Annotated in this window: 24 protein-coding genes, 4 tRNA genes and 1 pseudogene; 16 read left to right on the top strand and 13 right to left on the bottom strand. The window is 60.4% G+C overall.

Annotated features, from left to right (window positions below; all coding sequences use genetic code 11):
* Positions 1-86: 86 nt before the first annotated feature.
* Together RGV33_RS34345 and RGV33_RS34340 are read left to right on the top strand one after the other, a co-directional pair.
* Positions 87-1,193 (top strand): annotated as a pseudogene (locus RGV33_RS34345) (HAMP domain-containing protein); the annotation flags it as partial.
* Positions 1,173-2,054 (top strand): methyl-accepting chemotaxis protein, encoded by an 882-nt coding sequence (locus tag RGV33_RS34340; RefSeq protein ID WP_416152134.1) that lies wholly within the window; start codon positions 1,173-1,175, stop codon positions 2,052-2,054. The pseudogene RGV33_RS34345 and the gene RGV33_RS34340, both read left to right, overlap by 21 nt.
* A gap of 36 nt (positions 2,055-2,090) precedes the next feature.
* Here RGV33_RS34340 and RGV33_RS23595 read toward each other — a convergent pair whose 3' ends face one another.
* Both RGV33_RS23595 and RGV33_RS23590 read right to left on the bottom strand, forming a co-directional pair.
* On the bottom strand, positions 2,091-2,903 hold the full coding sequence (locus RGV33_RS23595; RefSeq protein WP_322146409.1) for an alpha/beta fold hydrolase: 813 nt from the start codon (positions 2,901-2,903) through the stop codon (positions 2,091-2,093).
* Between the two features lie 122 nt (positions 2,904-3,025).
* Positions 3,026-3,784, bottom strand: coding sequence for a hypothetical protein (locus RGV33_RS23590; RefSeq protein WP_322146407.1), 759 nt, complete (start codon positions 3,782-3,784; stop codon positions 3,026-3,028).
* A 370-nt stretch (positions 3,785-4,154) separates the two neighbouring features.
* Here RGV33_RS23590 and RGV33_RS23585 point away from each other — a divergent pair.
* The 4 genes from RGV33_RS23585 (at position 4,155) to RGV33_RS23570 (ending at position 4,569) form a co-directional block, all read left to right on the top strand.
* Positions 4,155-4,230: transfer RNA gene (locus tag RGV33_RS23585), tRNA-Glu, on the top strand.
* 3 nt (positions 4,231-4,233) lie between these two features.
* A tRNA-Gly gene (locus RGV33_RS23580) sits at positions 4,234-4,309 on the top strand.
* Positions 4,310-4,414: 105 nt separating this feature from the next.
* Positions 4,415-4,490, top strand: a tRNA-Glu gene (locus RGV33_RS23575).
* Positions 4,491-4,493: 3 nt separating this feature from the next.
* A tRNA-Gly gene (locus tag RGV33_RS23570) sits at positions 4,494-4,569 on the top strand.
* Between the two features lie 99 nt (positions 4,570-4,668).
* On the opposite strand, the gene RGV33_RS23565 is transcribed toward RGV33_RS23570, so the two are convergent.
* The 7 genes from RGV33_RS23565 to RGV33_RS23535 all read right to left on the bottom strand — a co-directional run bounded on the left by RGV33_RS23565 (position 4,669) and on the right by RGV33_RS23535 (position 11,055).
* Complete coding sequence (locus tag RGV33_RS23565; RefSeq protein WP_322146405.1) at positions 4,669-5,214, bottom strand: hypothetical protein; 546 nt, start codon at positions 5,212-5,214, stop codon at positions 4,669-4,671.
* Positions 5,211-5,537 carry a hypothetical protein gene (locus RGV33_RS23560; RefSeq protein WP_322146403.1) on the bottom strand — a complete coding sequence of 109 codons (327 nt, stop codon included), beginning with the start codon at positions 5,535-5,537 and terminating at the stop codon, positions 5,211-5,213. The genes RGV33_RS23565 and RGV33_RS23560 overlap by 4 nt, the downstream gene beginning before the upstream one ends.
* 130 nt (positions 5,538-5,667) lie before the next feature.
* Complete coding sequence (locus RGV33_RS23555) at positions 5,668-6,885, bottom strand: phospholipase D-like domain-containing protein (RefSeq protein WP_322146401.1); 1,218 nt, start codon at positions 6,883-6,885, stop codon at positions 5,668-5,670.
* A 56-nt stretch (positions 6,886-6,941) separates the two neighbouring features.
* The gene (locus RGV33_RS23550; RefSeq protein WP_322146399.1) at positions 6,942-7,589 is read right to left on the bottom strand and encodes a MotA/TolQ/ExbB proton channel family protein; all 648 of its coding nucleotides are present in this window, start codon (positions 7,587-7,589) and stop codon (positions 6,942-6,944) included.
* A 17-nt stretch (positions 7,590-7,606) separates the two neighbouring features.
* Positions 7,607-9,886 carry a TonB-dependent receptor gene (locus RGV33_RS23545; RefSeq protein WP_322146397.1) on the bottom strand — a complete coding sequence of 760 codons (2,280 nt, stop codon included), beginning with the start codon at positions 9,884-9,886 and terminating at the stop codon, positions 7,607-7,609.
* A gap of 24 nt (positions 9,887-9,910) precedes the next feature.
* Positions 9,911-10,645, bottom strand: coding sequence for an energy transducer TonB (locus RGV33_RS23540; protein WP_322146395.1), 735 nt, complete (start codon positions 10,643-10,645; stop codon positions 9,911-9,913).
* A 2-nt stretch (positions 10,646-10,647) separates the two neighbouring features.
* A complete protein-coding gene (locus tag RGV33_RS23535) occupies positions 10,648-11,055 on the bottom strand; it encodes a biopolymer transporter ExbD (RefSeq protein WP_322146393.1) in 408 nt (135 codons plus the stop codon).
* 189 nt (positions 11,056-11,244) lie between these two features.
* Here RGV33_RS23535 and RGV33_RS23530 point away from each other — a divergent pair, with 189 nt between their 5' ends.
* On the top strand, positions 11,245-11,796 hold the full coding sequence (locus RGV33_RS23530) for a GNAT family protein (protein ID WP_322146391.1): 552 nt from the start codon (positions 11,245-11,247) through the stop codon (positions 11,794-11,796).
* On the top strand, positions 11,796-13,364 hold the full coding sequence (locus tag RGV33_RS23525; protein WP_322146389.1) for an alkaline phosphatase D family protein: 1,569 nt from the start codon (positions 11,796-11,798) through the stop codon (positions 13,362-13,364). Before RGV33_RS23530 ends, RGV33_RS23525 begins: the two co-directional genes overlap by 1 nt.
* Here the strand turns inward: RGV33_RS23525 and RGV33_RS23520 are convergent, their stop codons facing one another.
* Positions 13,365-13,991, bottom strand: coding sequence for an alanyl-tRNA editing protein (locus tag RGV33_RS23520; RefSeq protein ID WP_322146387.1), 627 nt, complete (start codon positions 13,989-13,991; stop codon positions 13,365-13,367).
* Positions 13,992-14,082: 91 nt separating this feature from the next.
* On the opposite strand from RGV33_RS23520, the gene RGV33_RS23515 reads away from it, so the two are divergent.
* Complete coding sequence (locus RGV33_RS23515; RefSeq protein ID WP_322146385.1) at positions 14,083-15,015, top strand: LysR family transcriptional regulator; 933 nt, start codon at positions 14,083-14,085, stop codon at positions 15,013-15,015.
* Between the two features lie 194 nt (positions 15,016-15,209).
* Here RGV33_RS23515 and RGV33_RS23510 read toward each other — a convergent pair whose 3' ends face one another.
* Positions 15,210-15,617 carry a PA2817 family protein gene (locus RGV33_RS23510; RefSeq protein WP_003217220.1) on the bottom strand — a complete coding sequence of 136 codons (408 nt, stop codon included), beginning with the start codon at positions 15,615-15,617 and terminating at the stop codon, positions 15,210-15,212.
* Positions 15,618-15,691: 74 nt separating this feature from the next.
* Complete coding sequence (locus RGV33_RS23505; RefSeq protein ID WP_322146383.1) at positions 15,692-18,139, bottom strand: acyl-CoA dehydrogenase; 2,448 nt, start codon at positions 18,137-18,139, stop codon at positions 15,692-15,694.
* A 193-nt stretch (positions 18,140-18,332) separates the two neighbouring features.
* On the opposite strand from RGV33_RS23505, the gene RGV33_RS23500 reads away from it, so the two are divergent.
* From RGV33_RS23500 to RGV33_RS23485, 4 genes are all read left to right on the top strand, one after another.
* Positions 18,333-18,992: a transglutaminase family protein gene (locus RGV33_RS23500; protein ID WP_322146381.1), complete on the top strand. Its 660-nt coding sequence runs from the start codon at positions 18,333-18,335 to the stop codon at positions 18,990-18,992.
* Positions 18,993-19,049: 57 nt separating this feature from the next.
* Complete coding sequence (locus RGV33_RS23495) at positions 19,050-19,673, top strand: glutathione S-transferase (RefSeq protein ID WP_322146379.1); 624 nt, start codon at positions 19,050-19,052, stop codon at positions 19,671-19,673.
* Positions 19,674-19,808: 135 nt separating this feature from the next.
* On the top strand, positions 19,809-20,741 hold the full coding sequence (locus RGV33_RS23490) for an ABC transporter ATP-binding protein (RefSeq protein WP_076015272.1): 933 nt from the start codon (positions 19,809-19,811) through the stop codon (positions 20,739-20,741).
* Positions 20,738-21,517, top strand: coding sequence for an ABC transporter permease (locus RGV33_RS23485; protein WP_003217229.1), 780 nt, complete (start codon positions 20,738-20,740; stop codon positions 21,515-21,517). The genes RGV33_RS23490 and RGV33_RS23485 overlap by 4 nt, the downstream gene beginning before the upstream one ends.
* An 853-nt stretch (positions 21,518-22,370) precedes the next feature.
* Here the strand turns inward: RGV33_RS23485 and RGV33_RS23480 are convergent.
* Positions 22,371-22,916, bottom strand: coding sequence for a TetR/AcrR family transcriptional regulator (locus RGV33_RS23480; protein ID WP_322146375.1), 546 nt, complete (start codon positions 22,914-22,916; stop codon positions 22,371-22,373).
* 91 nt (positions 22,917-23,007) lie between these two features.
* On the opposite strand from RGV33_RS23480, the gene RGV33_RS23475 reads away from it, so the two are divergent.
* The 3 genes from RGV33_RS23475 to RGV33_RS23465 all read left to right on the top strand — a co-directional run bounded on the left by RGV33_RS23475 (position 23,008) and on the right by RGV33_RS23465 (position 25,815).
* Complete coding sequence (locus RGV33_RS23475; protein WP_322146373.1) at positions 23,008-24,201, top strand: MFS transporter; 1,194 nt, start codon at positions 23,008-23,010, stop codon at positions 24,199-24,201.
* A gap of 41 nt (positions 24,202-24,242) precedes the next feature.
* Entirely contained in the window at positions 24,243-24,554 is a 312-nt protein-coding gene (locus RGV33_RS23470; protein WP_322146371.1) for a cupin domain-containing protein, read from the top strand.
* Between the two features lie 106 nt (positions 24,555-24,660).
* Complete coding sequence (locus tag RGV33_RS23465) at positions 24,661-25,815, top strand: TDT family transporter (protein WP_322146368.1); 1,155 nt, start codon at positions 24,661-24,663, stop codon at positions 25,813-25,815.
* Positions 25,816-25,820: the final 5 nt, after the last annotated feature.

The raw sequence follows: 25,820 nt of genomic DNA, 5'->3' as shown, positions 1-25,820 counted from the left end.
TTGTGTTCAATGCCCCGGGGTTGCGAATCTCGTTGCATCGAAACCGGGCTTGATGGCATTCGCCATTGCAAGAGGACTCAAGTGCAATGATTTCTGCCGTGCAACGACGTTTTGCCAACCTGGGTATGGCAAAAAAACTGGGCTTGGGCTTTGCCTTGGTGCTGCTGTTGACGGCACTGGTGGCGGCGATTGGCGTGTGGTCGCTGCAAACCGTCGGCCAGCGCTTCGAGGGCCTTAAAGCCATGTCGGCGCTTAACAGTGGCCTGCTCAAGGTGCGCTTGATCGAGCAGGACTACGCGCTGCATGCCGACCCCAAGTCGGTCGACGCCTTGCACGAAAGCGTCGACGGGTTGGCTGCCCAGGCCGCTACTCTCAAGGCGCAGTCGGCCACCAACGTTGCGGTGATGACCGACGTAGAGCAGGCGCTGGCGGCGTATCGCAAGGCATTCGACGAGTTTGTCGAACTGACCCAGACCAAAGACCTGGCACTGGAAATGGCCAGTTGGTCGGTCTCCAGTGTCGCCAACAACCTCGACGTGTTGCAGGCCGGGCTGGCGGACGACGGTGCCTATGGCCTCAAGGAAAGCCAGGGCAAGGAAGGCGCCGAATTTATCGAGCAGGCGGGGCAGGTCAGCCAGGTATCGCGCCTGATGCTGCAAGCCATGAACGAAGCGCACGTGCGCCTGGACCAGAGCCGCAAGGGCGATGACGAGAACGCCGAGCAAGGCAAGATCGAACAGGCCGACCAGGCCCTGGCCCAGGTTGAACAGCTGAAAACCGCAGTCAAGGACCCAGGCTACCAAACCGTACTTAACGAGGTGTCCGGGCATATCGCGGCCTTCAGCGAAAAACTCGGCGAGTACACCGGGCTGCTGGCCCAGGAAAAGGTGGTCTACAAGCAACTGCACGAGCGTGCCGCCGAGGTGGTGACACGGGTCAATCAGGCCTACGACGCAGAAGACCTGTCGATGCAGGCGCAGTTGAAGAAAAGCGCGTTGCTGATCATCGGCTCTTCAGCCCTGGCGCTGCTGATGGGGTTGATTGCGGCCTGGATCATTACCCGGTTGATCGTTGCACCGCTGCGCAGCGTAATTGCGGTGGCCCAGCAAATTGCCGCCGGTGATCTCAGCGGGCGCATGGACGTCAGCCGCCGGGACGAGATGGGCCAGTTGATGCTGGCGATGCAACAGATGAGCAGTGGCCTGAGCAGTATGGTCAGCGGGTTGCAGGCGGGTATCGAGCAACTCGCCAGCTCTGCCCATTCGTTGTCCAGTGTGACCGAGCAGACCAACATTGAGGTCAGCAGCCAAAAGGAAGAGACCGAGCAAGTAGCCACGGCCATGAACCAGATGACCGCCACCGTGCACGACGTGGCGCGCAATGCCGAGGAAGCGGCCCAGGCTGCGCAGACGGCAGATGACAAGGTCGACAGCGGCCAGCAGGTGGTGCGCCAGAGCTTGCAGCGTATCGAGTTGCTGGCCAGTTCCGCCACCTCTGCCAGTACCAGCATCGAAAGCCTGAGCGCCGAAATCCAGAATATCGGCACGGTGCTTGAGGTGATCAAAAGCGTGGCCGAGCAAACCAACTTGCTCGCCCTGAACGCCGCAATCGAGGCGGCACGGGCAGGTGAGCAGGGCCGAGGTTTTGCGGTGGTGGCGGATGAGGTTCGGGCGCTGGCCAAGCGTACCCAGCAATCGACCGAAGAAATCGAACGGTTGGTCAGTACGTTGCGCAGTGCTGCGCAGTCTTCAGTGCAGCAGATCAAGCAGAGCGGTGAGTTGGTGAAGCTTGCGGTCAGTGATGCCCTTGAAACTGAAAGTGCCCTGGGCAGCATTGCGGCGGCGGTGTCGCTGATCCAGCAGATGAACCAGCAGATTGCTGCGGCGGCAGAAGAGCAAAGCTCGGTGGCCGAGGAGATCAATCGCAGCGTTACCAGCATTCGTGCGAGTGCCGATCAATCGGCGTTGAGCATGCAAGGCAATGCGGCGTCGAGCATTGAGCTGGCACAGTTGGGTACGGAGCTTAAAGGCATGGTTGGGCACTTTCGCCTTTGATCACCGCACGCTTGCGGTGATCAAAGGGCAGGGCGCTCAGGCGTTGTTGGCCAGGAAGGTCAGCAGGGCTTCGTTGACGAAGTCGGGGTTTTCCCGGCTGGAGATATGCCCGGCGTCCGGAATCAACGTCAGCATGCAGCCGATCAAGGCCGCCATTTCTTCTGATTCAGCCGGTGGCCTTGGCTTGTCTTGCTCCCCACACATTACCAGGGTGGTGTCGGCGTCGAGGCGTGAAAGCTGTTCCAGCACATCGTCGCGGCTGAAGATAATCCGGCCCAGGGGCACGATGCTTTGCAGCAGGCGCTCTTTGGGGAAGGCTTTCAGTGCGTTGCGAAAGCCTTGGTACAGGGCCGATTCCCGATCGATGCCAGGGCGGAAAAAGATCGGCGCCACCACATCCAGCAGTGGCTCGGGAATCGCTCCGGCGTCTTCGATCATCTTGAACAGCGAAAAATAGTACTGGCGAGTGGCTTCAGGCTCGGCACCCAAGTGGGTGTCCATCAGCACCAGGCTGTTGATTCGCTCAGGTGCCAGCAATGCCAGGCGTGCGCCCCACATGCCGCCGACCGACAAACCGACGAGGTTTACCTGAGCAATGTCCAACTGACCCAGCAGGGCCAGGTGCTGGCGCGCCAGGTCGTCCAGCGAAGCGGTGTTCGCAGGCAATGCGCCGGACTCGCCGTGGCCCCATAACTCGGGGACGATCACCCGGTACTGTTGCGAAAGGGCTTCGATCTGCGGCGCCCACATCTGGCTGTCCCACAGGTAGCTGGAACCGAGGAGAACGGCCGGGCCGGTGCCCTGGTCGAGGTAGTGCAGCGGTTGTCCATCGATAAGCGCGACAGGCATGCAGGAGCCCTTTTCGTTAACGGAGAGAGGGAGCCTTTTTTACGCTATTCGGCGGGAGGGGGATAGGTACAGAGTGATGGCATGTGGCGAGCGGGTTGACCGCCCACCACAATGGCAGGGGATCAGTCGTAGATAGCTTTCTTCTTCCAGTCTGCATCTGCATCCACCACTTTCAAGCCTTCGGTCAATTCATTGACCTCGTCTTCGGCCGGCTGGATGTTGGTCAGCACCATGGAGTTGGCACGCGCCAGTTGTTTTTCGAGCAATTGCAGCTGCTGGCTATACACCACCGGCTCCGGCTGTTTGCGCAGGTACTGCACGCCGCGCTCGAACGCCAGGCGTGCCTGGCCCGGCTGGCCTTGTTGCAGCGCGTGCTGGCCGAGGTTGTTGAAGAACTCGATGTGCAGCAGCACCAGGATGTGGCGGATTTCCTTGATCCAGTGCTTGGCTTCATTGGTCGGCAGGAAACCGTCCTGGGCCGCACGGGTCACTTGGCCATGCAACGCTTCCAGAAGGAACCGTACGTCCTTGGCCTTGGCTTCGGTCTGGATCGGGCCGGGCGGGTTGTTCACCGGAATTGATTCGCCCTGCGCCACGAGCGCGTTGAGCTCAACAATACGTGCCTTGAGCGACGCATTGGACTTGTCCAGGTTCAACAGGCGCTGATTGACGTTGAGCTCCAGGCGGGTCAGCAGCAACTTGAGTCGCGGCGTCATCAACTGGCCTGGGAAGGTCTCGGTGATTTCGCCGCAGCGACGCAGCCGGTCATTGAGTTCGATCCGGGTCCGGTTTTTTTCCAGCTTATTGTTTTCCACCACGTGGTTCATGTAGCCAATGGCGATCAGTATTACGATCCCGGCTATTACCAGCAGGGTGATCATGAGTGGTGTCACCGGTGTGACCTCTTTATGGGGTTTGCGTTGAAGTGTAGTGACTGGGGCACTGGCCGGATAGGACTGAGCGACCAGTAGCGCCAGTAGTTTCTTCTATATAGGTAGGCAGTCCCTGCGTAGATGCACATTGCCATCATTTGCCACTGCGAACTATAGCGCCTTGTGGAACGCCAGAATATAGGCGTCAAAGCCTGGACGGCGAGAAACCCTTGCAAGTCCCGTAAACCACGGCGAAGTCATTGATTTAAATAAATTTATCCTTGGGGGTTGACGACCTCCCAATCCATCCATAGAATGCGCGCCACTTACAGCGTAAAGCACACAGCGAAACGCGGTAGGGAGTGAATGTTGTACGTGTGTCCCCTTCGTCTAGTGGCCTAGGACACCGCCCTTTCACGGCGGTAACAGGGGTTCGAGTCCCCTAGGGGACGCCATATGCGGGAATAGCTCAGTTGGTAGAGCACGACCTTGCCAAGGTCGGGGTCGCGAGTTCGAGTCTCGTTTCCCGCTCCAATTTTTAAGCAGTGTTGCTCTCGGGCGGCGCTGAGTGAAACCAGGACCAAGTCTTCGGACGAGGCCTCTGGGCACTGAAGCACACACCATGTGTTTCAGTAGCGTGTCCCCTTCGTCTAGTGGCCTAGGACACCGCCCTTTCACGGCGGTAACAGGGGTTCGAGTCCCCTAGGGGACGCCATTTGCGGGAATAGCTCAGTTGGTAGAGCACGACCTTGCCAAGGTCGGGGTCGCGAGTTCGAGTCTCGTTTCCCGCTCCATATTCAACAAAAACGCCGATCAGCAATGATCGGCGTTTTTGTTTGTGCGGTTTTTGTGGGCCGTGGCGCAACGCCTCAACCCACGTTGCGCCTGGACCGCTAGAAGTTATCCATCGCGTTGCACATCGACAGTCTTCCCGACGGCGTCGGTTCAATCGGGTTCCACCGTTCAGCACCCTTCGGCAGTTCCGCCAGCTCGAACGCGCAACTGCGGGACGAGGACACGCGCACCATGTAGTCCATGCCGGGCTGGGGGATAAAAGTCATGGTGTTGAAACATTGCCTGCCACCTTGCGGCAGCCCAAGGTAGTGAAAGGCAATGGGCGTGTTCGCCGGAATCACCAGTTCGGACGACACCGCACCGTCCCACGTATAAATCGGCCCTGGCATACCCAGGGTTGCGCCATTGCGGTCGGCGAAACCGGATTTGGCAGACACCATCACCCCCGCGCCCGGGACATTCCAGTCCAGGCAATCACGCCCTGGCACCGCGCGCACCATGCCGTCGCTGATAATGCGCAAGCGCGCCGTCTCGGCGGACTGCGGCGCCGTATAGGCAGTGTTGAGGGAGCGCACGTTATACACCTGGCCACAGCCAGTGAGCAGTACCAGGAACAGGGCGGGAATTACTCGTAAAGTACTCATGGCTGGCGGCAGTTCTGGCTGACCGACAGATGCGGCGCGGGCTCATGGCTGACCATCTGCAAGCCGTCGGCACCCTGGAAGATAAAATAGGTGCTGCGACAATCCCTGAACGTCTGCGAGTAACCCTCAGCCCGCAATCCCTGCCCGTCGATCTTCCTGGTCACCGTATTGTCGCGGCTGACCACGGCAAGTACCTGCTCATAGCTGTCGCCCATCTTCACCCCCGGTACACCGGTGGAGGTCATGGAATTGGCACAACCTGTAAGCCCGATCACAGCCCAAAGCAGCGCGGCTCCGTACAGTCCATTGCGTGTGTTGTTCATCCCTGCTCTGCATCCCTGAGTATTGATCGGCGACTACGCAGGGTTGGTCAACGCAAAGGCGAAAAAGTGCAGCGTGGATATCTGGCAATGTGACATTGCCCGCAAAGTCATACCGTTTGCGGGCAACGGTTCAAGGCTTGCCCGGGTGTGGCTGTGGGTACTCGCTCGTCACTTCCAGCGCTTTGGCATAGGGCCCATCCCACAGTTGCTCGTGCAAATCTCCCACGCGCTTGGCCATCGCCTCACTGCGCATCACCACTTCCAGATTGCGCGAGTTATCCAGGTAGCCGCCCAGCCAGTTACTCGTCCCCACCCACGCCACTTGCCCGTCAATCTCCAGGGTCTTGCTGTGAATCACCCGCGCATAAGGAATAAATCCTTGCCTGGCCTCGGGCAGCGTGACGATCTTGACCTCGACATTCGGCAGTACGGCCAGGCTTTTCAGGTACGGCAATTCCAGCGCTTCGGTGTTCCAGTTGGACACCATCAACTTGATCGACACCCCACGCGCCGCCGCCGCACGCACTGCGTTGTCGATTACTGCGTAATAAGGCCGGGTTCTGTCAGGTCCATAGGACAGCGGCGCGTAGTCCAGCAGTTGTACGCGCACTTCCTTTTTCGCCTCGCCCAGCAGGCGTGGCAGTTCCAGTTGTGAATCACCCACACCCGGCGGGTTGTAGCGTTGGGGGCTGGCTACCAGGTAGTTGCCGGTGCGCGGCGGTGTAGCGCCTGTGGCGGGCAGGGCGACAGGCTTGTTGCCGGCCAACGCTGCCTGGGCCTGCCAGTCCTGTTCAAAAATGGCCTGGGTCTGGGCGACGACGGTTGCATCACTGATCAACAGCCCGGTTTCGTGGATATGCTCCAGCGAACGCCAGTCGAAGTTCTGGCTGCCGATAAACGCCTGCTTGCCGTCCACCACCATGTATTTGGCGTGGATGATCCCGCCACTCAGCTTGCCGTACGGCAGGATGCGAAAGGTCAGGTTGGGGATCGCCCGCAGCCGGTCCAGCGTGGAAGCTTCCGACAGCCGCACGCCTTTTTCTTCCAGCAGGAAGCGAATTTTCACCCCACGTTTGCCGGCGGCTTCCAGGTGTTCAATCACCCTGTCCATCACCGAGCCAGGATGGTCGGCCGCGTAGAACTGGCCGATGTCGATGCGGCTTTTCGCGCCGTCGAACAGCTGGATCCACACGGGGCCGGGCTGGCGCAGATCGGCGGTGCCAAGTTGGGTGTCCACTGGCACGGTGTGTACCAACTCAAACCCCGGAATTGAAAAGTCCGCCTGGGCAAGCGGACTGAGGAGCAGGCCTGCAAGGCCGGCGATACGTAATTTCAGCGATATGGACATAGGCGTCTCATCGGGCAGAAAAAGGGCGGGCGCATGATGCGCCCGCCCCGGGAAGGTCACGCAGTGCGGCTTTGCAGCGGTGTCGGTACCAGGTGCGGCACTTCACCCTGCACGCGGGCACCGGTTGCGGCGCGGATCAGCAGGATCTTCAGTTGGTCGTTGATGCGCTCCAGGCTGTCCTGGAAGAAGTTGTGGAACACCACGCAGAACAGCGCGATGGCGATACCCAAACCCGTGGCGAACAAGGCCGTACCGATGCCACCGGAAATCTGCCCCGGGTCGGACACGCCCGCGGTTGCCAGGGCCTTGAAGGTGTCGATGATGCCGAGGATGGTGCCCAGCAAGCCCAGCAATGGGGCGGCCGTAGTGATGGTTTCGATGATCCACAGGCTGCGGGACAGCGGCGCACGGGTCTTGAGGTACTGGGTTTCGATTTCGTCGTCCAGGTCCTTGCGCGAACCATGGGAAGCCTTCTGCGCCAGGATCGGCAACACCATGCCAAGCGGCAGGCTGTCACGGCGGGTCAGGCTTTGCGGCAGGTCGCGCTCGCTGTGCACGTGGGCGCCGAGCACTTCAGTCAGTGCGCGGGCCTGGCGACGCACGTAGGCGAAGTAAATGCCGCGTTCGATGGTGATGAAGATCGCAATCGCCAGCGCGGCGTACATCACATAAAAGGTGATTTGGTGAAGCAGGTCCATGTCCATGATCGTAAGCCTCGCAGTTAGAAATTCGCTTCCAGGGAAACCGTGACGGTACGGTCCAGGCCAACGATGTAAGCCGGGTCGCCGTCGCGGAAACCGCTGTAGCTCGCCGAGTTGGTCTTGGTGGTGTACACGCCGTCCAGGTACTTCTTGTCAAACAGGTTGTCGACGTTCAGGCGCAGGGTTGCGTCCTTGACCACCTTCTTGTCCACCGGCAGGTAGATACCGGCGCCGAGGTTGAAAATGGTGCGCGCCGAGATGGCCTCATCGTTGGTCAGGTCGCCATAGAGTTTGCTGGTGAACTTGCCGCCGAAGGTGCCGTAGAAGCGTCCGTCGTCATACCCGATGTTGGCTGCCAGCATGTTCTTCGGCACGTTGGCGAACTGCTTGCCGCTGGTGGGCAATACGATCGGCTTGCCGGCGCTGTACACCGTCAGGTCGTCCTGCTGTTCGGAACTGGTGTAGGTGTAGGAGGTGTAGTAGTTGAAGTTGTGCGCCAGCTTGCCGCTCCACTCCAGCTCCAGGCCTTTGTTGATGACGGTGCCGGCGTTGATGTCGGCCGAATCACCGTTGCTGTCCAGAGAGGTGAGCTGGCGATTTTTGAACTGCATGTAGAACAGGGTGGCGGCGAGGGTGCTGTCTTCGCCGGTGTAGCGCCAACCCAGTTCCTGGTTCCAGCTGAGTTCCGGCTTGGAGTCGAGGGAGCCGACGCCCTTGTCGTACAGCACGTAGTTTTGCGGAATGCGCATGTTGCGCGACAGGCTGTAGAACAACTGGTCACGCTCGTCGATCTGGTATTTCAGGCCGGCGTTGGGCAGCAATTTGTTGTAGGTCTGGCTGGCCTTGCCCGGTTGCTCGGTGAGGCTGCCGTGGTTGGTGCCCTCACGCTCGACATTCATGAAGGCCAGGCCGCCTATCAGCGTCCAGTCCGAGTTGATATACCAGGTGTCCTGGGCCCAGACTTTTTGCGCCGGGGTCACGGTGTATCGGTCGCGGCCCTGTACCGTGTTGCCGTTGGCGTCGACCACGGAATTGCCGTCCGGCCAGGTGTCGCTTGGCTTGCCGTTGTTCTTGAGGGCAATGAACGGTTGGGTCTGGCTTTGGCGGGCGCGTTCGTACCAGTAGCCGAACTGCAGGCTGTGGTCGCCCAGGTCCCAGTTCAGCTTGGTGGTGATGCCTGGGCGCCAGGTCTGGGTGCGCGAAGGGCGGTAGTAGACGCCGGTGGTGGAGGAGCCGTCGGCGTTGTATTGGGCCTGCGTCGGCAGGTTGCCAAGGTCGAAAACGCCGCCCTTGTTCGAGCCGCTGTTCAGCGCGTACGCGGAGGAGCCCACGCCGCTGCCGTTGCCGTAGTAGTAATACGGGATCACCGAGAGGGACAGGTTGTCGCTCAACTTGTACTGGGTGTTGAGCACGGCTGTGAAGGTCTGGAACGGGTTCTGCGCCAGGTCGTAGTAGCTGCTGACCTTGCCATTGGCGCCCACGGCCGGTGTTGCCGGGTATGGGTCGTACTTGCGGCCGTACTGCTGGAACTGCGACTTGGTCAGTTGGCTATAACTGTTGTTGTCCTGCTCGTGGTACTTGAGAATCAGGTTGGCGGTGTTGCCGTTGCCGGCGTCGAAGAAGCTGTTCCACTCCACCTTGTCCGCCCGCACGGCACCCGAGCCGCGCCACATCTGGCCTTCGGTGTGGGAGGCCGACAGCCAGTTGCTCAAGCCGTTGACTTCGCCGGTGTTCAGGCGTGCGAAGGTCTTGAAGGTGCCATTGCTGCCCGCTACCTGTTTGACGAAGGCACCGGTTTCCTTGGTGGGGCGAATGGTCACGATACCAATGTTGCCGCCGCTGGAACCGATGTGCGGGCCGTCGGCTTCCGACGAGCCTTGGGTGACGAAAATCTGGTCGATGTTTTCCGGGTCGCCCAACAGGTTGGAGTACAGCGCGTAGTTGCCGGAGTCGTTGATCGGCATGCCGTCCACCGACATGCCCACCTGGTCGGAGTTCATGCCGCGCATGGTGAAGCGGAAACCCGAGAGGCCGGTGTTGTCTTCGCTGGAGATGTTCAGCCCCGGGGTGTACTTGAGCTTGTCGATCGCGTTGCCAGTGGCCGTCTGTTTATCCAGCGCTTCCTTGGTGATGGTCGAGCGGCCCTTGGCGCTCTCTTCCTGCACCATGTAACCGCCACCTGCCGTGGCCTTCCCCTGTACCCCAATGGTGCCGACGTCACTGTCGTTCGTGTCGGCCATGACCATCCCATGGCCCATACTCGCGGCAACAAGTGCCAGATGAATGCGCGTGAACCTCATCAGTGTCGTCCCGGTGTTAGGTGCTTATTGCACGCTGTAGTTGAAGGTGGCGGTGAAGCGCTGCTCGTTACGTCCGCCGAAGGCTTGTTCGGGGAACGGTTTCACCTGCTTGATACGGCGCAGGCTGTTGGTGGCGGCCCGGTTGAGCAGCATGCTCGGCCCCGGGGTCTGGATCCCGGAGTCGAGGACGCGGCCTTGGCGGTCCACCATTAACCAAACCACCACCTCGCCACTGGGACGTTCGAGGGACGCCTGGCGCCCGGTGGGGTATTGCTTGTACGTGTCCAACTCGTTGCGCAAACCCTTGAGGTAGCCGCCTTCCAGGGCCTGGCCGTCGACTTTCGACGGCGCGGGCGGGGCGGCGGGTGCCGGCGTGGGTGCGGCAACGGCCTGCATCGGCTTGGCGGCGACCGGGGCTGGCGCAGGCGTTGGCGTTGGCTTAGTGGCCACCGGCTTGGGCACGGGTTTTGGCTTGGGCTCAGGTTTTGGCAATGGCTTGGGCACGGGCTTGGGTGGAGGCGGTGGTGGGGCCGGCTCGGCCTCTTCGTCCTCGATCACCGGCGGTGGCGGCTCTTGCTCCACCGCCGGTTCTGGCACCACTTCCGGCTCGGGCTCGACCAACGCGAGTTCAACCGCCGACTCGTCGTACGTAGGCTGGATCTTCAAGGGTTGGGACTGGATACCCAGTGCAATCAGCACCAGGGCGATCAGGGCCGGGACACTGCCCAGCAGCCGACGCGCACGAAACAAGGCATACATGATCAGGACTTTTTCGTGGCGATGGAGACGGAGGTAAAGCCACCCATGCGCAGGGTGTCCATCACCTCGACCAGGCGCGATACTTCCACGCCTTTGTCGCTGTTGACGATGATCGTCGACTTGGTGTCGGGCTTCTCGGCGGCCTTGAGTGCAGGCACCAACGCGTCGACCGCCAGGTCCTTGCCATCGAGTTGCAACTGGCCTTCCAGGCCCAGGGTCAGGATGAATTTATTCTGCGGCTTGAGCTGCTGTGAACTGCTGGCGCTCGGCAGTTGAGTCTTCATGCCCAGGGCCGGAATCACGTTCAAACTCACCAGTACAAAAAATACCAACAGGAACATCATCACGTCGATCATCGGGATCAGTTCGATGTGTGCCTTGCGCTTTTTGGGTTCATCCCAAGTTCTCATTCCGCTACCCCGCAGTTGATTAGGGGCGACACGCTAGCAACCAAAAATGACCGAATGGTTAACTTTAATTTAAGGTTTTAAGGCTCTAGGACGGGTCTTACAGACGACTGCCCGGTCTATTTTGCTACGTAATGAAACTGACACGGTGTGCGTACATTCTTGGAGAATTTATTTCGCGAGTCTCCCCGCATGAGCACTGCACTGCCGAATTTATCTACCCCGCGTTTGCTGTTGAGGGCGCTGCAAAAGGATCAGGCCGAGACGCTTTGCACGCTCGCCAACGGGCCGCTGATTGCCGATAACACCGCAGCGATTCCGTCGCCTTACACGTTGGAAACGGCACTGACGTTTATTGAGGGCTTGGAAGAAAAATACCGCACTGGTCTGTTGAACCTCGGCATGCATCTGCGTGACACGGATGAGCTGATCGGCATTGTCAGCCTCAGAGTTTCTTCGGCCCATCACTACGGGCATCTGGGCGGTTGGGTGGCGGCGCACTGTCGCAATCTGGGGTATGCAGCCGAAGCGGCCACCGCAGTGATGGACTTTGGTTTTGCACAACTGGAACTGCATCGTGTCGGTAGTCAGTGCTTCAGCCGCAACAAGGAGTCGGCGCGGGTCATGCAGAAAATCGGCCTGCGTTACGAAGGCTGCATGCGCGGCGCGTTTCTGAAGAACGGGGTGCATGAAGACATGCTGGTGTTCGGGCAGGTGCGGGAAGACTGGAAGGAGCGCGGTTGATGAGCGTGAATCACGACCGCCGTCGAATACTGAGCGGGTTGGCGGTTGCCACCGCGTTTTCGATCCTGAGCCCGTTCGCCCGCAGTGCCGGTGTCGACTATCCCTTTACCCTGGGCGTGGCTTCAGGTGACCCCTTGCCGGATGGGTTCGTGATCTGGACGCGCCTTGCGCCGTTGTTCAATGCGGCCGACGGTAGCGGCGGCTTGAGCCGGGCGGTGCCGGTACGTTGGAAGGTGGCCAGCGATGCGGCGATGACACGCGTGGTACGCCAGGGCGAGGTAATCGCCAACGAGCGTTTTGCCCATTCAGTGCATGTGGAAGTCGCCGGGCTGGAAGCGGGTCGACCGTACTGGTATCAGTTTGAAGGGCTTGGTGCACAAAGCCCGGTGGGGCAGTCGCGCACCGCACCGGCGGCACATGCCATGGCGTCAGCCAGGCTGGGGTTTGTCTCCTGTTCCCATTGGGAGCAAGGCTACTTCAGCGCCTACCGCCATTTGGCCGCAGAGCAACCGGATATGGTGTTTTTCCTCGGCGATTACATTTATGAATATTCCTACGCCGAGGGCTCGAGCAAGATTATTCGCCCCCACGGCAGTGGCGAGGCCTCGGACCTTGCCGGGTATCGCAACCGCTATGCCCTGTACAAGACCGATCCGGATTTGCAGGCGTTACACGCGGCCGCGCCCAGTGTGGCGACTTGGGATGATCATGAAGTGCAAAACGACTACGCCAACCAGTGGTCCCAGGATGCCCATGTTCCGGTAGCGGCGTTTCTCAAGCGTCGCGCGGCGGCGTACCAGGCGTTTTATGAGCATATGCCGTTACGGGCCAGTAGCTTGCCCCGTGGGCCCGACATGCGTATCTATCGGCAGCTGGACTACGGCCGGTTGGCGCGTTTTCACGTGTTGGACGGTCGAGAGTATCGCTCCGAGCAGCCGTGTATTACGGCCAACGGCAGTCATAAGGGACATGTTGCCGATGACAGCTGCGTTGATCTGCGCAATCCCCAGCGCACCATGCTTGGCTGGGAGCAGGAAGCGTGGCTGGACAAGAGCTTTGCGCACTCTACGGCACAGTGGAACGTGATCGCCCAGGATTTGCTGGTGGCGCCGCTTACCCAGCGCAACCCGCAAAGTCAGGCGTTGGGTCGTTGGACCGATGGTTGGGACGGCTACATGGCGACGCGTGAGCGGGTACTGGCGTCTATCGAGCGCAGGCGCTTGAGCAACCCGGTGTTCTGGGGCGGTGATATTCATTCGTTCTGGACCACCGACCTGCATGCCGACGCCAATGACCCGCAGTCCAGGGTGATTGCCACCGAGTTTGTCGGCACCTCGGTGACCTCCGACGGGCCACCGTTTGACGCCTTCAACTCGATACTGCCGCTCAACCCCCATGTGAAGTTTTTCGACAGCCGCCAGCGCGGCTATGTCTCAGTGGCGCTTGAGGAGAAGAGCATGCTGACAAACTTCAGGGTGATTTCCGATCCACGGGACCCGAATGCCAGCGTCTCGACCCTCAAGTCGTTTGTGGTGGAGCCGGGCAGGGCGGGGGCGATTGCGGTTTAGTCAGTCCAGGCTGTAGCGCACCGACAAGGCGCCTTTTTTCTCTGAGAGGGCCAGGATCTTCACTTGGCCCACCTCTGCCAACGCCTGCACATGCGTCCCGCCGCAGGCATAGGCCGGCAGGTCGCCAAAGCCTACTTCCCGCGTGCCGTCCTGCAGTGCCATATGGCGTGGCAGATTGGCCGCGATCCATTGGTCGACTTGCTGCTGAATCGCCTCGGCATCCATGGTTTGGGCCGAAGTGCCGCGAATAAAGGTGATCTTGCCTTCGCCCGGCCAGTGATGGGCTTTGATCGGCATCCAGCCCAGGGTTTCGCCGGCATTGCCGATCAGGTGTCCGGCCGAATGCAGGCGCGTGTGCAGGCTGCGGCGCTCGTCATCGACGCGTGCCTGTATCGCGCCGGGCGCCACGGGGCGGTCGACGTAATGCACGACGTGATCGCCTTCCTGCACCACCTTCAGCACGTGGCTTTCGCCCAGCCAGCCGGTGTCGGATGGCTGGCCGCCGCCTTGGGGATGGAAGATGGTTGACAGCAGGATCACTGCAAATTGGTTCTCATGAGGCGTGCATCCCAGCACTTCAAGTTCGGCATTCAGGTGGTCATGGGTAAAAAACAGGCGCTGGGTCATCATTTACATCCGCATCAGGGTTTCTATCGGGCAGTATAAGAAGTGCGCCAATGGGTGATAATCCATTCAAATCTCAATGGACTTGTGCGTCATGAGCATCAATCTTCCTTTGCCGTTGCTGGGCGAAATGGCGATTTTCGTCAAGGTGGTGGAAACTGGCAGCTTCTCTGAAGCCGCACGGCAGCTGGGCGCATCGCCGTCATCCGTGAGCCGCAGCATCTCGCGCCTTGAAAAAGCCCTGGCCACTCGCCTGCTGCAACGCACCACGCGCAAGCTGCGCCTGAGCGAAGGCGGCGAAGAGGTGTTCAAGCGTTGCCAGGAAATGGTCAGCGCGGCGCGTTCGGTGATGGAAATCAGCGGGCAGTACACCCACGAGGCCGAAGGGCTGGTGCGGGTCAGCGTGCCCAAGGCAGTGGGGCGTTTTGTGGTGCATCCGCATATGCCGGAGTTTCTGCGGCGTTACCCCAAGGTCGATGTGCAGTTGATCCTGGAGGACCGGCACGTGGACCTGATTGATGACAATGTCGACCTGAGCATCCGCATCACCGACAGCCCGCCGCCGGGGTTGGTGGGGCGCCAATTGTTGCCCATCGAACACTTGATCTGCGCCACGCCGCAATACCTGGCGCAGCACGGTACACCGCAGCACCCCCATGATTTGCTGGAGCACAGTTGCATCTACCTGGGCGAGACGCCGGGGGATGCGCGCTGGAAGTTTCGCCAGGGCAGCAAGGCGGTGACGGTCGGCGTGCGTGGACGGTACGCGGCCAATCACACCGGGGTGCGGCTGGATGCGGTGTTGCAGCATGTGGGGGTTGGCAGCTTGCCGTATTTCACGGCGCGCCATGCGCTGGAAGCGGGGGAGGTGGTGCAGGTGTTGCCGGGGTGGGATTTTATTGCGTCGTACCACGGGGATGCGTGGTTGCTGCATTCACCCACCCGGTATCTGCCGCCGAAGCTGCGGGTGTTTATTGATTACCTGGTGGAGTGCATGGCTAAAGAGCCGACGCTGCATAAACGATAGGTGCCGAGGAGGCTTTTTGTGATGAGGCGGTTTTTGTGGTGAGCGGGCTTGCCCCGCGCTGGGCTGCGAAGCGGCCCTAAAGCCTGCCGCCTCGATCTGTCTAAAAGAATGATGTGATCTTGATGGGGGACTGCTTTGCAGCCCAGCGCGGGGCAAGCCCGCTCACCACAGTAAGCCCCTCAGCACATTACAGATCAGTGCTTTGGCTGGTCGTTGGACATGGCCAACAGCTGCTTTTCCTGGTTCCAGTCGAACGGTTCGTCGTTCTGTTCAGCTTCGAAGCGACGTTCTTCCAAGGCCTGATACAGGTCCAGTTCGTCATCGGGCATGAAATGCAGGCAGTCGCCACCGAAGAACCACAGCAGGTCGCGCGGTACCAGGTGAGCAATCTGCGGGTAGCGCAGGATGACCTGGCTCATCATGTCCTGGCCCAGGTACTGGCTTTCGATCGGGTCGATCGGCAGCAGGGCGCGCAGTTCATCGAAGCGCTCCAGGAACAGAAGGTGGCTTTCCTCGGGAACCTGTTCGGCTTCGCCGACGGCTACCAGGATGCTGCGCAGGTGGTCGAGCAAGACGAGATGATCGGCAACGACATTGGACACGAGATAAGTCCTCAAGAGCAAAACGGGCGCGAGAGTATATAGCTCAAGCGCCCGTTTTTATATGACCGCTGGGATCAGCGGACTTTCCCCTCGGCCTGGCTCAGTTCTTCCTTGCTGAAATCATCCACGTCGATCACCTTGCGCCGCGCCGCTTCGGCGTCACGCAGGGTCTGCGCCTCGGCCGGTTGCAGCACGCCGGCATGCAGCGCGGCGTCGATGGCGTGTTCGCCTGCGGCAGGTTTGACCTGGCCGCTCTTGAGGCCTTCGTGGAGTTTTTTCTGCAACGGATGGCTGGCGGCCAAGAGATCGTAGGCATGTTGCAGCGCGCCCACCGGGTCATCGGCCGATTGCGGGCGGTAGCAGCCAGCCAGCACTGCTTCCAGGGCCGGATCACCCTTGGCACGACCGAGTACGGCCGCGACTTCAGCATCCAGCTGATCGGACGGGCCCTTATGGCGACGGCCGAACGGGAACACGATCACTCGCAACAAGCAGCCCAGCACCTTGCTCGGGAAGTTGGTCAGCAGTTCATCCAGTGCACGCTCGGAATGGCCGAGGCTTTCTTCCATGGCCCAGGCGAACAGCGGTTCCAGATGGTCGGGCGAATCCAGGTCGTGATAACGCTTGAGCGCTGCCGATGCCAGGTACATGTGGCTCAACACATCACCGAGGCGCGCCGACAGGCGTTCGCGACGTTTCAACTCGCCGCCCAGCAGCATCATGCTCAGGTCTGCCAGCATCGCAAATGCCGCGGCCTGACGGTTGAGTGCGCGGAAATAGCCCTGGCTCAAGCGGTTACCCGGAGCCTTTTCGAAATGACCAAAACCGAGGTTCAACACCAGGGTGCTGGCGGCATTGCTCACGGCAAAACCGATGTGTTGCAACAGCAGGCCGTCGAATTCCTTCAGCGCCTGGTCGTGGTCATCACGGCCAGCCAGGGCCATCTCCTTGAGTACAAACGGATGGCAGCGAATCGCACCCTGGCCGAAGATCATCAGGTTGCGCGAGAGGATATTCGCGCCTTCCACGGTGATGAAGATAGGCGCGCCTTGCCAGCTACGGCCCAAATAGTTGTTGGGGCCCATGATGATGCCCTTGCCGCCGTGCACGTCCATGGCATGGCTGATGCACTCGCGGCCGCGTTCGGTCAGGTGGTACTTGAGGATCGCCGACAGCACCGAAGGCTTTTCCCCCAGGTCGACGGCGTTGGCGGTGAGCATCCGCGCGCTGTCCATTAGCCACGCGTTGCCGCCGATGCGCGCCAGGGCTTCCTGGATACCTTCAAACGCCGCCAGCGGTACGTTGAACTGCTCGCGCACCTGGGCATATTGGCCAGTTACCAGGCTGGTGAACTTGGCCGCACCGGTGCCGACCGCTGGCAGGGAAATCGAACGGCCTACCGACAGGCAGTTCATCAGCATCATCCAGCCTTTGCCGAGCATTTCCTGGCCACCGATCAGGAACTCCAGGGGAATGAACACGTCCTTGCCGGAGTTGGGCCCATTCATGAACGCGGCGCCCAGTGGCAGGTGACGACGGCCAATGTCAACGCCCGGGGTGTCGGTGGGAATCAGCGCGAGGCTGATGCCCAGGTCTTCTACGTCGCCCAGCAGGTGGTCCGGGTCATGGGCCTTGAAGGCCAGGCCGAGCAAGGTCGCCACCGGGCCGAGGGTGATGTAGCGCTTTTCCCAGTTCAGGCGCAGGCCCAGAGTTTCCTTGCCTTCCCATTCGCCTTTGCAGATCACCCCGGTGTCGGGCATGGAACCGGCATCGGAGCCGGCCAGCGGGCCGGTCAGGGCAAAACACGGGATGTCGTCGCCACGGGCCAGGCGTGGCAGGTAATGGTTGCGTTGTTCGTCGGTGCCGTAGTGCAGCAGCAATTCGGCGGGGCCCAGTGAGTTGGGCACCATGACCGTGGAGGCGAGGTCGCCGCTGCGGGTTGCCAGTTTCATCGCGACCTGGGAGTGGGCGTAGGCGGAGAAACCCTTGCCGCCGAATTCCTTGGGGATGATCAGGGCAAAAAAGCCATGCTGCTTGATGTGTTCCCAGGCGGCAGGCGGCAGGTCCATGGCCTGGCCGATTTCCCAGTCGGTGACCATGGCGCACAGTTCTTCGGTGGGGCCGTCGATGAAGGCTTGTTCTTCTTCGGTCAGTTGCGCCTTGGGGTAGGCCAGCAACTTGTCCCAATCGGGGCGGCCGCTGAACAGCTCGCCGTCCCACCACACGGTGCCGGCATCGATGGCGTCGCGCTCGGTCTCGGACATCGGCGGCAGGACTTTCTGGAACCAGTTGAACAGCGGCGCGGTGAAGTACTTGCGGCGCAGGTCCGGCAGCAGCAGCGGGGCGGCCACCACGGCGACCAGCACCCAGAAGATCAGCAGTAACCAGCCGGGTGCGTGGCTGAAGGCACCCATCGCCAGCAGGTACACGGCGACCACGCCGATGGCGGGCAAGGGCGCGATGCGCCGGTGGGCCAGGTAGGCAATGCCCACCACCAGAACCAGTATCCACAACAACAGCATATTCAATCCTCCGTGAAACCAGGTGCGAAATCACCTCTGAGCTTAGTCGGCATCCGAAAAAGCGCGGTGACGAGGGTGTTACGTGGTGTGCCGGTGAACATCACCGCAAAGCGCCGACATTTGGCCGAATCGTCGTTATCGCCGGTAGCAGGCCTGTGGTTAGATTCAAGGCTTGCTACCTGAGATCTGCCTCATGAATGCGTACTTGAATCCCGGCCGCTTCATCGATAGTGACCACCCTGCGGTGGTGGAGTTCGCCGAAAAACATCGCGGTTCGAGTGCCGCCCCCCGTGACCAGGCAGTCAGTCTTTACTACGCCGTGCGCGAGGCGGTGCGCTACAACCCCTATACGTTCAGCCGCGACCCGCAAACCCTCAACGCCAGCTTCGCCCTGGCCGCTGGCGAGAGTTATTGCGTGCCCAAGGCGACGTTGTTGGCGGCGTGCGCAAGGCACTGTGGCATCCCGGCACGCATCGGCCTGGCCGACGTGCGCAACCACCTGTCGACGCCACGTTTGATCGAGCTGCTCAGAAGCGACGTATTCGCCATGCATGGCTACACCGAGTTGTATCTGGATGGGCGCTGGGTCAAAGCCACGCCCGCGTTCAACCAGCAACTATGCGAACTGTTCGACGTGCCGCCGCTGGATTTCGACGGCATCCACGACAGCGTTTTCCATGCCTTCAACCGCAAGGGCCAGCGCTCCATGGAGTACGTGGTCGACCATGGGCAATTTGCCGAAGTGCCCGAGGAATTCTTCTTCGCCCACATTCAGAAATGTTACCCGCACCTGTTTGGCGAGCAGATGCCGATCCTGTTGGGCGACATGCAGAGTGATTTAAGCCGGACGTGATCCGGCGTATGCTGCCCCGGCATTCATCCAACCATCTTTTTCAAAATCGGGGCGGTCATGCTGAAAATCTGGGGTCGTAAAAATTCGTCAAATGTCAGGAAGGCACTGTGGTGCGCCGAGGAACTCGGCCTGGACTATGAGGCAATTGATGCGGGCGGGGCTTTTGGTGTGGTCGACACGCCGCAATACCGCGCGCTGAACCCCAATGGCCGGGTGCCGATGATTGAAGACGGCGACTTTGTGCTGTGGGAATCCAACACCATCGTGCGTTACCTGGCCGCCAAGCATGCGCCGGATTCGAGCTGGTACCCAAGTGACCTGCAAGCCCGGGCCAACTCCGAAAAGTGGATGGACTGGACCACCTCGACCCTGGCCGAACCGTTCAAGACCGTATTCTGGGGCGTGCTTCGCACCCCGGCCGAAAAGCAGAACTGGGACGCTATCAACGCCGGGCGCCAAGCCTGCATCGACGTCTTGCAGACCGCGGATCAGGCCTTGGCCACCCAACCCTACCTGTCCGGCAGCGAGATCGGCATGGGTGATATCCCCTTGGGCAGCTTCATTTACGCCTGGTTCGAAATGCCCATCGAACGCCCGTCGATGCCGAACCTGGAGGCCTGGTACCAGCGCCTGCGCGAGCGCCCGGCCTATCAGAAATCGGTCATGACCGCGTTGACCTGATACCCACTATTAATACGGGTGACTGTACTTGTGCGGCGCGGACAAGCACCATGCTTGTCACGCGCAGCCGTTGTATTCCGTGCGGTCTGCCCTCATGTAACAATTCTATTCCTCTTCTTTGGTGCGTAATCCGATATGAGTTCCGCTCTGTCCATCCGGCAGCTAACCAAAACCTACGGCAACGGTTTCCAGGCCCTGAGTGGTATCGATCTGGACGTTGCCGAAGGTGATTTTTTCGCCTTGCTCGGCCCCAATGGCGCCGGCAAATCCACCACCATCGGGATTCTCTCGACCCTGGTCAACAAGACCAGCGGCACCGTGAATATCTTTGGCCACGACTTGGACAAATCCCCGGCGGCGCTCAAGCGCAGCATTGGCGTGGTGCCCCAGGAGTTCAACTTCAACCAGTTTGAAAAGACCTTCGACATCGTCGTGACCCAGGCCGGTTACTACGGCATCCCGCCGAAGATCGCCAAGGAGCGTGCCGAGCAGTACCTCACGCAACTGGGCCTGTGGGACAAGCGCGACGTGCCCTCACGCTCCCTGTCCGGCGGCATGAAGCGCCGCCTGATGATCGCCCGCGCCCTGGTTCACGAACCGCGCCTGCTGATCCTCGATGAACCGACAGCGGGCGTGGACATCGAGCTGCGTCGCTCGATGTGGACGTTCCTCACTGAGCTGAACCAGAAGGGCATCACGATCATCCTCACCACGCACTACCTGGAAGAGGCTGAACAACTGTGCCGCAACATCGGCATCATCGATCACGGCACCATCGTCGAAAACACCAGCATGCGCTCGCTGTTGAGCCAGTTGCACGTCGAGACCTTCCTGCTCGACCTGAAAAACGACATGACGGTGGCGCCCCAGTTGATTGGCTACCCGAACCGCCTGGTAGACAGCCACACCCTGGAAGTCCAGGTGGACAAAGCCGTGGGCATCACTGCGTTGTTCGGCCAACTGGCCACGCAGAACATCGAAGTGTTGAGCCTGCGTAATAAAACCAATCGCCTTGAGGAGTTGTTCGTGTCCCTGGTGGAGAAAAATCTGGCGAAGGTGGCGGTATGAGTTCGGAACTGCAACCCAACCTGGTCGCGCTGCAGACCATCGTCTACCGCGAAGTGAAGCGCTTTACCCGGATCTGGCCGCAAACCTTGCTGCCGCCTGCGATCACCATGGTTTTGTACTTTGTGATTTTCGGCAACCTGATCGGTCGGCAGATTGGTGACATGGGTGGTTTCACCTATATGGAATACATCGTGCCGGGGCTGATCATGATGTCGGTGATCACCAACTCCTATGGCAACGTGGTGTCGAGTTTCTTTGGCAGCAAGTTCCAGCGGTCCATCGAGGAATTGATGGTTTCGCCGGTGTCGCCGCATACGATCCTGATCGGCTACACGCTGGGCGGCGTGCTGCGTGGGTTGATGGTCGGGGTGATCGTGACGTTGCTGTCGCTGTTCTTTACCCATTTGCAGGTGCATCACCTTGGGATAACCCTGCTGGTGGTGGTGCTGACGGCGACGATCTTTTCGTTGCTGGGGTTCATTAACGCGGTGTTTGCGCGAAACTTTGATGACATCTCGATTATTCCGACGTTTGTGCTGACGCCGTTGACGTACCTGGGGGGGGTGTTTTATTCGATCACCTTGCTGCCGCCGTTTTGGCAGACGGTTTCGCTGGCTAACCCGGTGTTGCATATGGTTAACGCGTTCCGCTACGGGATTCTTGGGGTTTCGGATATCAAGATCAGCGTGGCGATCACGTTTATGCTGGTGGCGACTGTGGTGCTGTATGTCGGTTGTGCGCGGTTGCTGGTGAGTGGGCGTGGGATGCGTACCTAAGCGTTGAGATGTGATGAAAGACGGCCTCCAGATGAGGTCGTTTTTTTGGCGATTGGTTTGAGTACATATCCGTTTCTTCGTTAACGGCTGATATGGGTTCCGCTCTTACAGCGGGTCACTTTTGAAAAGCGCAAAAGTAACCAAAACGCTCTGCCCCGCCTGTCGGCACCTCGCTTAGGCTCGGTGTGCCCTCACTCCGGCATTGCTCCGCGGGCCGCCGCGACGGCCCGTCCCTGGCCCGTCGCGGCTAAACCGGCGTCCTGCCGGTTTACCCGCTCCTCAATCCCTGCGTTCGGCCTCGGGCTGAATGGGGCAGTCAGATCAAGATCAAGAGCAAGAGCACGGCGGCCTGAAAGCCGACCTGAGTGTTAAAAGCCAAGGCAAAAGCTGTAGGAGCTGGCTTGCCGGCGATGCAGGCGACTCGGTTTTTCAGATGCGCCGAGTTGATGCCATCGCAGGCAAGCCAGCTCCCACATTGGAACCGTGCCCGCTGTTGATTTTGCTGTTGCTTTTAACACTCAAGCCGGCCTGTAGGCCGCTGTGTTCTTGATCTGCTTGTGATCTTGATCTTAGGCGCCCCGTCAACCACGCTGGCCGAACGCAGGCTTTGGAGCGTGGGTAACCCGGCAGGACGCCGGGTTAGCCGTCCTGGGCCAAGGATGGCCCATGACGGCGGCCCACGCTCCAAAGCCGGAGTGAGGGCACACCGAGCCTAAGCGAGGTGCCGAGTGGTGGGGCAAGAGCCCTTTTGGTTACTTTTGGGGCTCTTTTCCAAAAGTGACCCGCCGTAAGGGCGGAACCCATCTAAGCCATCACCCAAATAACGGATATACACCCAACCCCCAACCCCCACTCACCCCCGCAACGCCAACTCAATCAACTCATGCAGCTCTTCAACCTGCAGCGGCGCGGTAGAAAAAAGACTGCGAAACACAGTAGGCGCGACGATCAGGTTAATCAGCCGATCCACACTAGGGCCAGTTTCCGCATCACCGGGGTAGCGATCCAGAATCGTCTCCAATTGCCCGGTAAGGATCCCCACGCAATACCCCGGCGCCTGGCTGCATTGCACGTCGCGCATCATCTCGCGGCCAAGGTCCGAACTCATCTCATCGCGGTATTGCTCGCCCCAGGCGCGCAGGTCGCCGCGCAGGCTGCCGGTATTGGCCGGCTCACTGTCCGGGCGCAGGCGGGCCATGGCGACATCAGCCAGCAGCGCGGCCAGATCACCCCAGCGGCGGTAGATAGTCGAGGGCGTAACACCGGCACGTGTGGCTATCTGCGGCACCGTCACGCTGGACCGATCCTGCTCTTCGAGCAATTGGCGCACAGCCGAATGCACTGATTGCTGAACCCGGGCACTTCGGCCCCCCGGGCGAAGGCCTTCTTTTATCGCCATGCGTAAAACCTTAACACAAAGAATTTGCTTTAAGCGCCATCCAGTAGCACACTCCGCAAAAGCAAAATATTAGCTTTAGCGGAGCGTGCCCATGTCCAGCGTTACTTCCCATCGTTCCAGCCTGGCGTTCCTGGCGATCACCTTGCTGACGTTCCTCGCCGCCTCCAGCGCGCCGACGCCGTTGTACCACCTCTATCAGGAAGGCCTGCACTTTTCGGCCGCGATGTTGACCCTGGTGTTCGGCATCTACGCCTTGAGCTTGCTGGCTGCCTTGATGACCGTGGGTTCGTTGTCGGACCACCTGGGGCGCAAGCCGGTGATTTTTGCCGCGCTGCTCCTCGATATGCTGGCGATGCTGCTGTTTATCAATGCCGACAGCGTCGGCTGGTTGATTGCAGCGCGCACTGTACAAGGCTTTGCTACCGGCATGGCCACCGCCGTACTGGGCGCCGCGCTGCTCGACACCGACCGCCGGCAAGGTCCGTTGATCAATAGCGTAGCGCCTTTGCTCGGGATGGCCTGTGGCGCCATGGGGTGCAGCCTGCTGGTGGAATTCGCGCCGATGCCGACCACACTGATCTACTGGACCTTACTCGGCTTGATGATTGCGCAGGCACTCTACGTCTGGCGCCTGCCGGAAACAGTGAGCCGGATTCCGGGCGCGCTGGCCTCGTTATGGCCCACCTTGCATGTGCCGCCCCAGGCGCGTCGCGCGTTGTGGATCTCGTTGCCGGTGGATGTGGCAGTGTGGGCGATGGGCGGTTTCTATTTGTCCCTGGCACCCTCGCTGGTTCGGGCGGCGACCGGGTCTACCTCGAACCTGATCGGCGGCGGGCTGGTGGCAGTGTTGACCCTGAGCGGTGCCGTGATGATTTTCAGCCTGCGTAACCGTCCGGCAGACAAGGTCCTGCGTTTGGGCGCCATGCTGTTGGCGGTGGGTGTTGCGCTGATCCTGACCGCTGTCCACAGCGCCAGCCTGCCGCTGTTCTTCATCGCTACGTTGATCGCCGGCGGCGGCTTTGGTTCGGGGTTCCTCGGCGCACTGCGCAGCGTCTTGCCGCTAGCCCTGCCCCATGAACGGGCCGGTTTGATGTCGGCGTTCTATGTACTGAGTTACCTGGCGTTCTGCGTACCGTCGCTTTTGGCCGGTAACCTGACACGCACCTTCGGCTTGATTGCCACCACAGACGGTTATGGCGCTGTGTTGATCGTGCTGGCGCTCAGTGCCCTGGTGGCTTTACTGCTTCAGGATTCGGCCAAGAGCAGGGCGACGGCGGGCAGTTGATTCGGTAATAATCCGCCATCCGTACGCCTTGGGATTCACGCATGAAGATCATCCGCAGCAAGGACTTCACCGGCAGCCGCGCCTGGGAAGCGTTGGACATTGCCAACATGAACGGCATCACCACCCGGTTGCACTGGACCGACCAGCCGTATCGCTGGCACGTGAATGACGGGGAAGAGGTGTTCGTGGTGCTTGATGGCCAGGTGCAGATGCACTATCGCGAAAACGGCATCGAGCAGGTGGCCGAGATGAGCGTCGGAGATATCTTCTACGCCAGCGTCGGCACCGAGCACGTTGCCCATCCACAAGGGCCGGCGCGGATCCTGGTGATTGAGTCCGAGGGCAGTGTCTAGCTGTATATCTGTAAAATAGATAACAGTTAGAGATATTACCCGTTATATAGATATTCGATTCGGTTCTACCATGGCCTCAACCTCATGCGAGGAAGAGGATTTCACCATGACTTGCCCTAATACCCTTCAAAGCCGTTTGAAACCGTTCAGTCACCTGACCCGTCCCCGGGAAGTGATTCGCCAGTTCACCCCCAACTGGTTTGCCGCCACCATGGGCACCGGGGTTCTGGCGTTGGCGCTGGCGCAATTGCCGGTCAACGTGCCGGGGCTGCACGCCGTGGCCGAAGGGCTTTGGCTGTTTACCATTGGCCTGTTCGTGCTGTTCAGCGTGCTGTACGCGGCGCGTTGGGTGATGTTTTTCCACGAAGCCCGGCGTATTTTCGGGCACTCCACGGTGTCGATGTTCTTTGGCACCATACCTATGGGCCTGGCGACCATTATCAATGGCTTCCTGCTATTTGGCCTGCCGCGCTGGGGCAATGGCGTGGTGCAACTGGCCGAGGTGCTGTGGTGGTTGGACGTGGCCATGGCCCTGGCCTGCGGGGTGTTGATCCCGTTCATGATGTTCACTCGCCAGGAACACAGCATCGACCAGATGACCGCCGTGTGGCTGTTGCCGGTGGTGGCCGCCGAAGTTGCCGCCGCCAGCGGTGGCCTGTTGGCGCCGCACCTGGCCGACGCCCATTCGCAACTGGTGATGCTGGTGACCAGCTACGTGCTGTGGGCGTTCTCGCTGCCGGTGGCCTTCAGCATCCTGACTATCCTGATGCTGCGCATGGCCCTGCATAAACTGCCCCATGCCAACATGGCCGCGTCGAGCTGGCTGGCCCTTGGCCCCATCGGTACCGGCGCCCTGGGCATGCTGGTGCTGGGCGGTGATGCACCGGCCATCTTTGCGGCCAACGGCTTGCCCGGCGTTGGCGAGATGGCTAACGGCATCGGCCTGGTGGCTGGCATCACGCTGTGGGGTTTTGGTTTGTGGTGGATGTTGATTGCGGTCCTGATCACCGTGCGCTACCTGCGGGCCGGCATTCCCTTCAACCTCGGCTGGTGGGGCTTTACCTTTCCACTGGGCGTGTACTCGCTGGCCACGCTGAAACTGGCGAGCACCTTGCACCTTGGCTTTTTCAGCATCGTCGGCTGTGTGCTGGTGGCGGCGCTGGCGTTGCTGTGGCTGATCGTGGCCAAGCGCACCGTGCAGGGCGCTTATAAAGGTGAGCTTTTTGTTTCGCCGTGCATTGCAGGACTAGCGAATAAGTAGCCGGG

The sequence above is a fragment of the Pseudomonas sp. Bout1 genome (genome assembly GCF_034314165.1).
GTDB lineage: Bacteria > Pseudomonadota > Gammaproteobacteria > Pseudomonadales > Pseudomonadaceae > Aquipseudomonas.
Note: the sequence above shows the minus strand (reverse complement) of the source record. Positions and strands in the feature narration are given on the sequence as shown.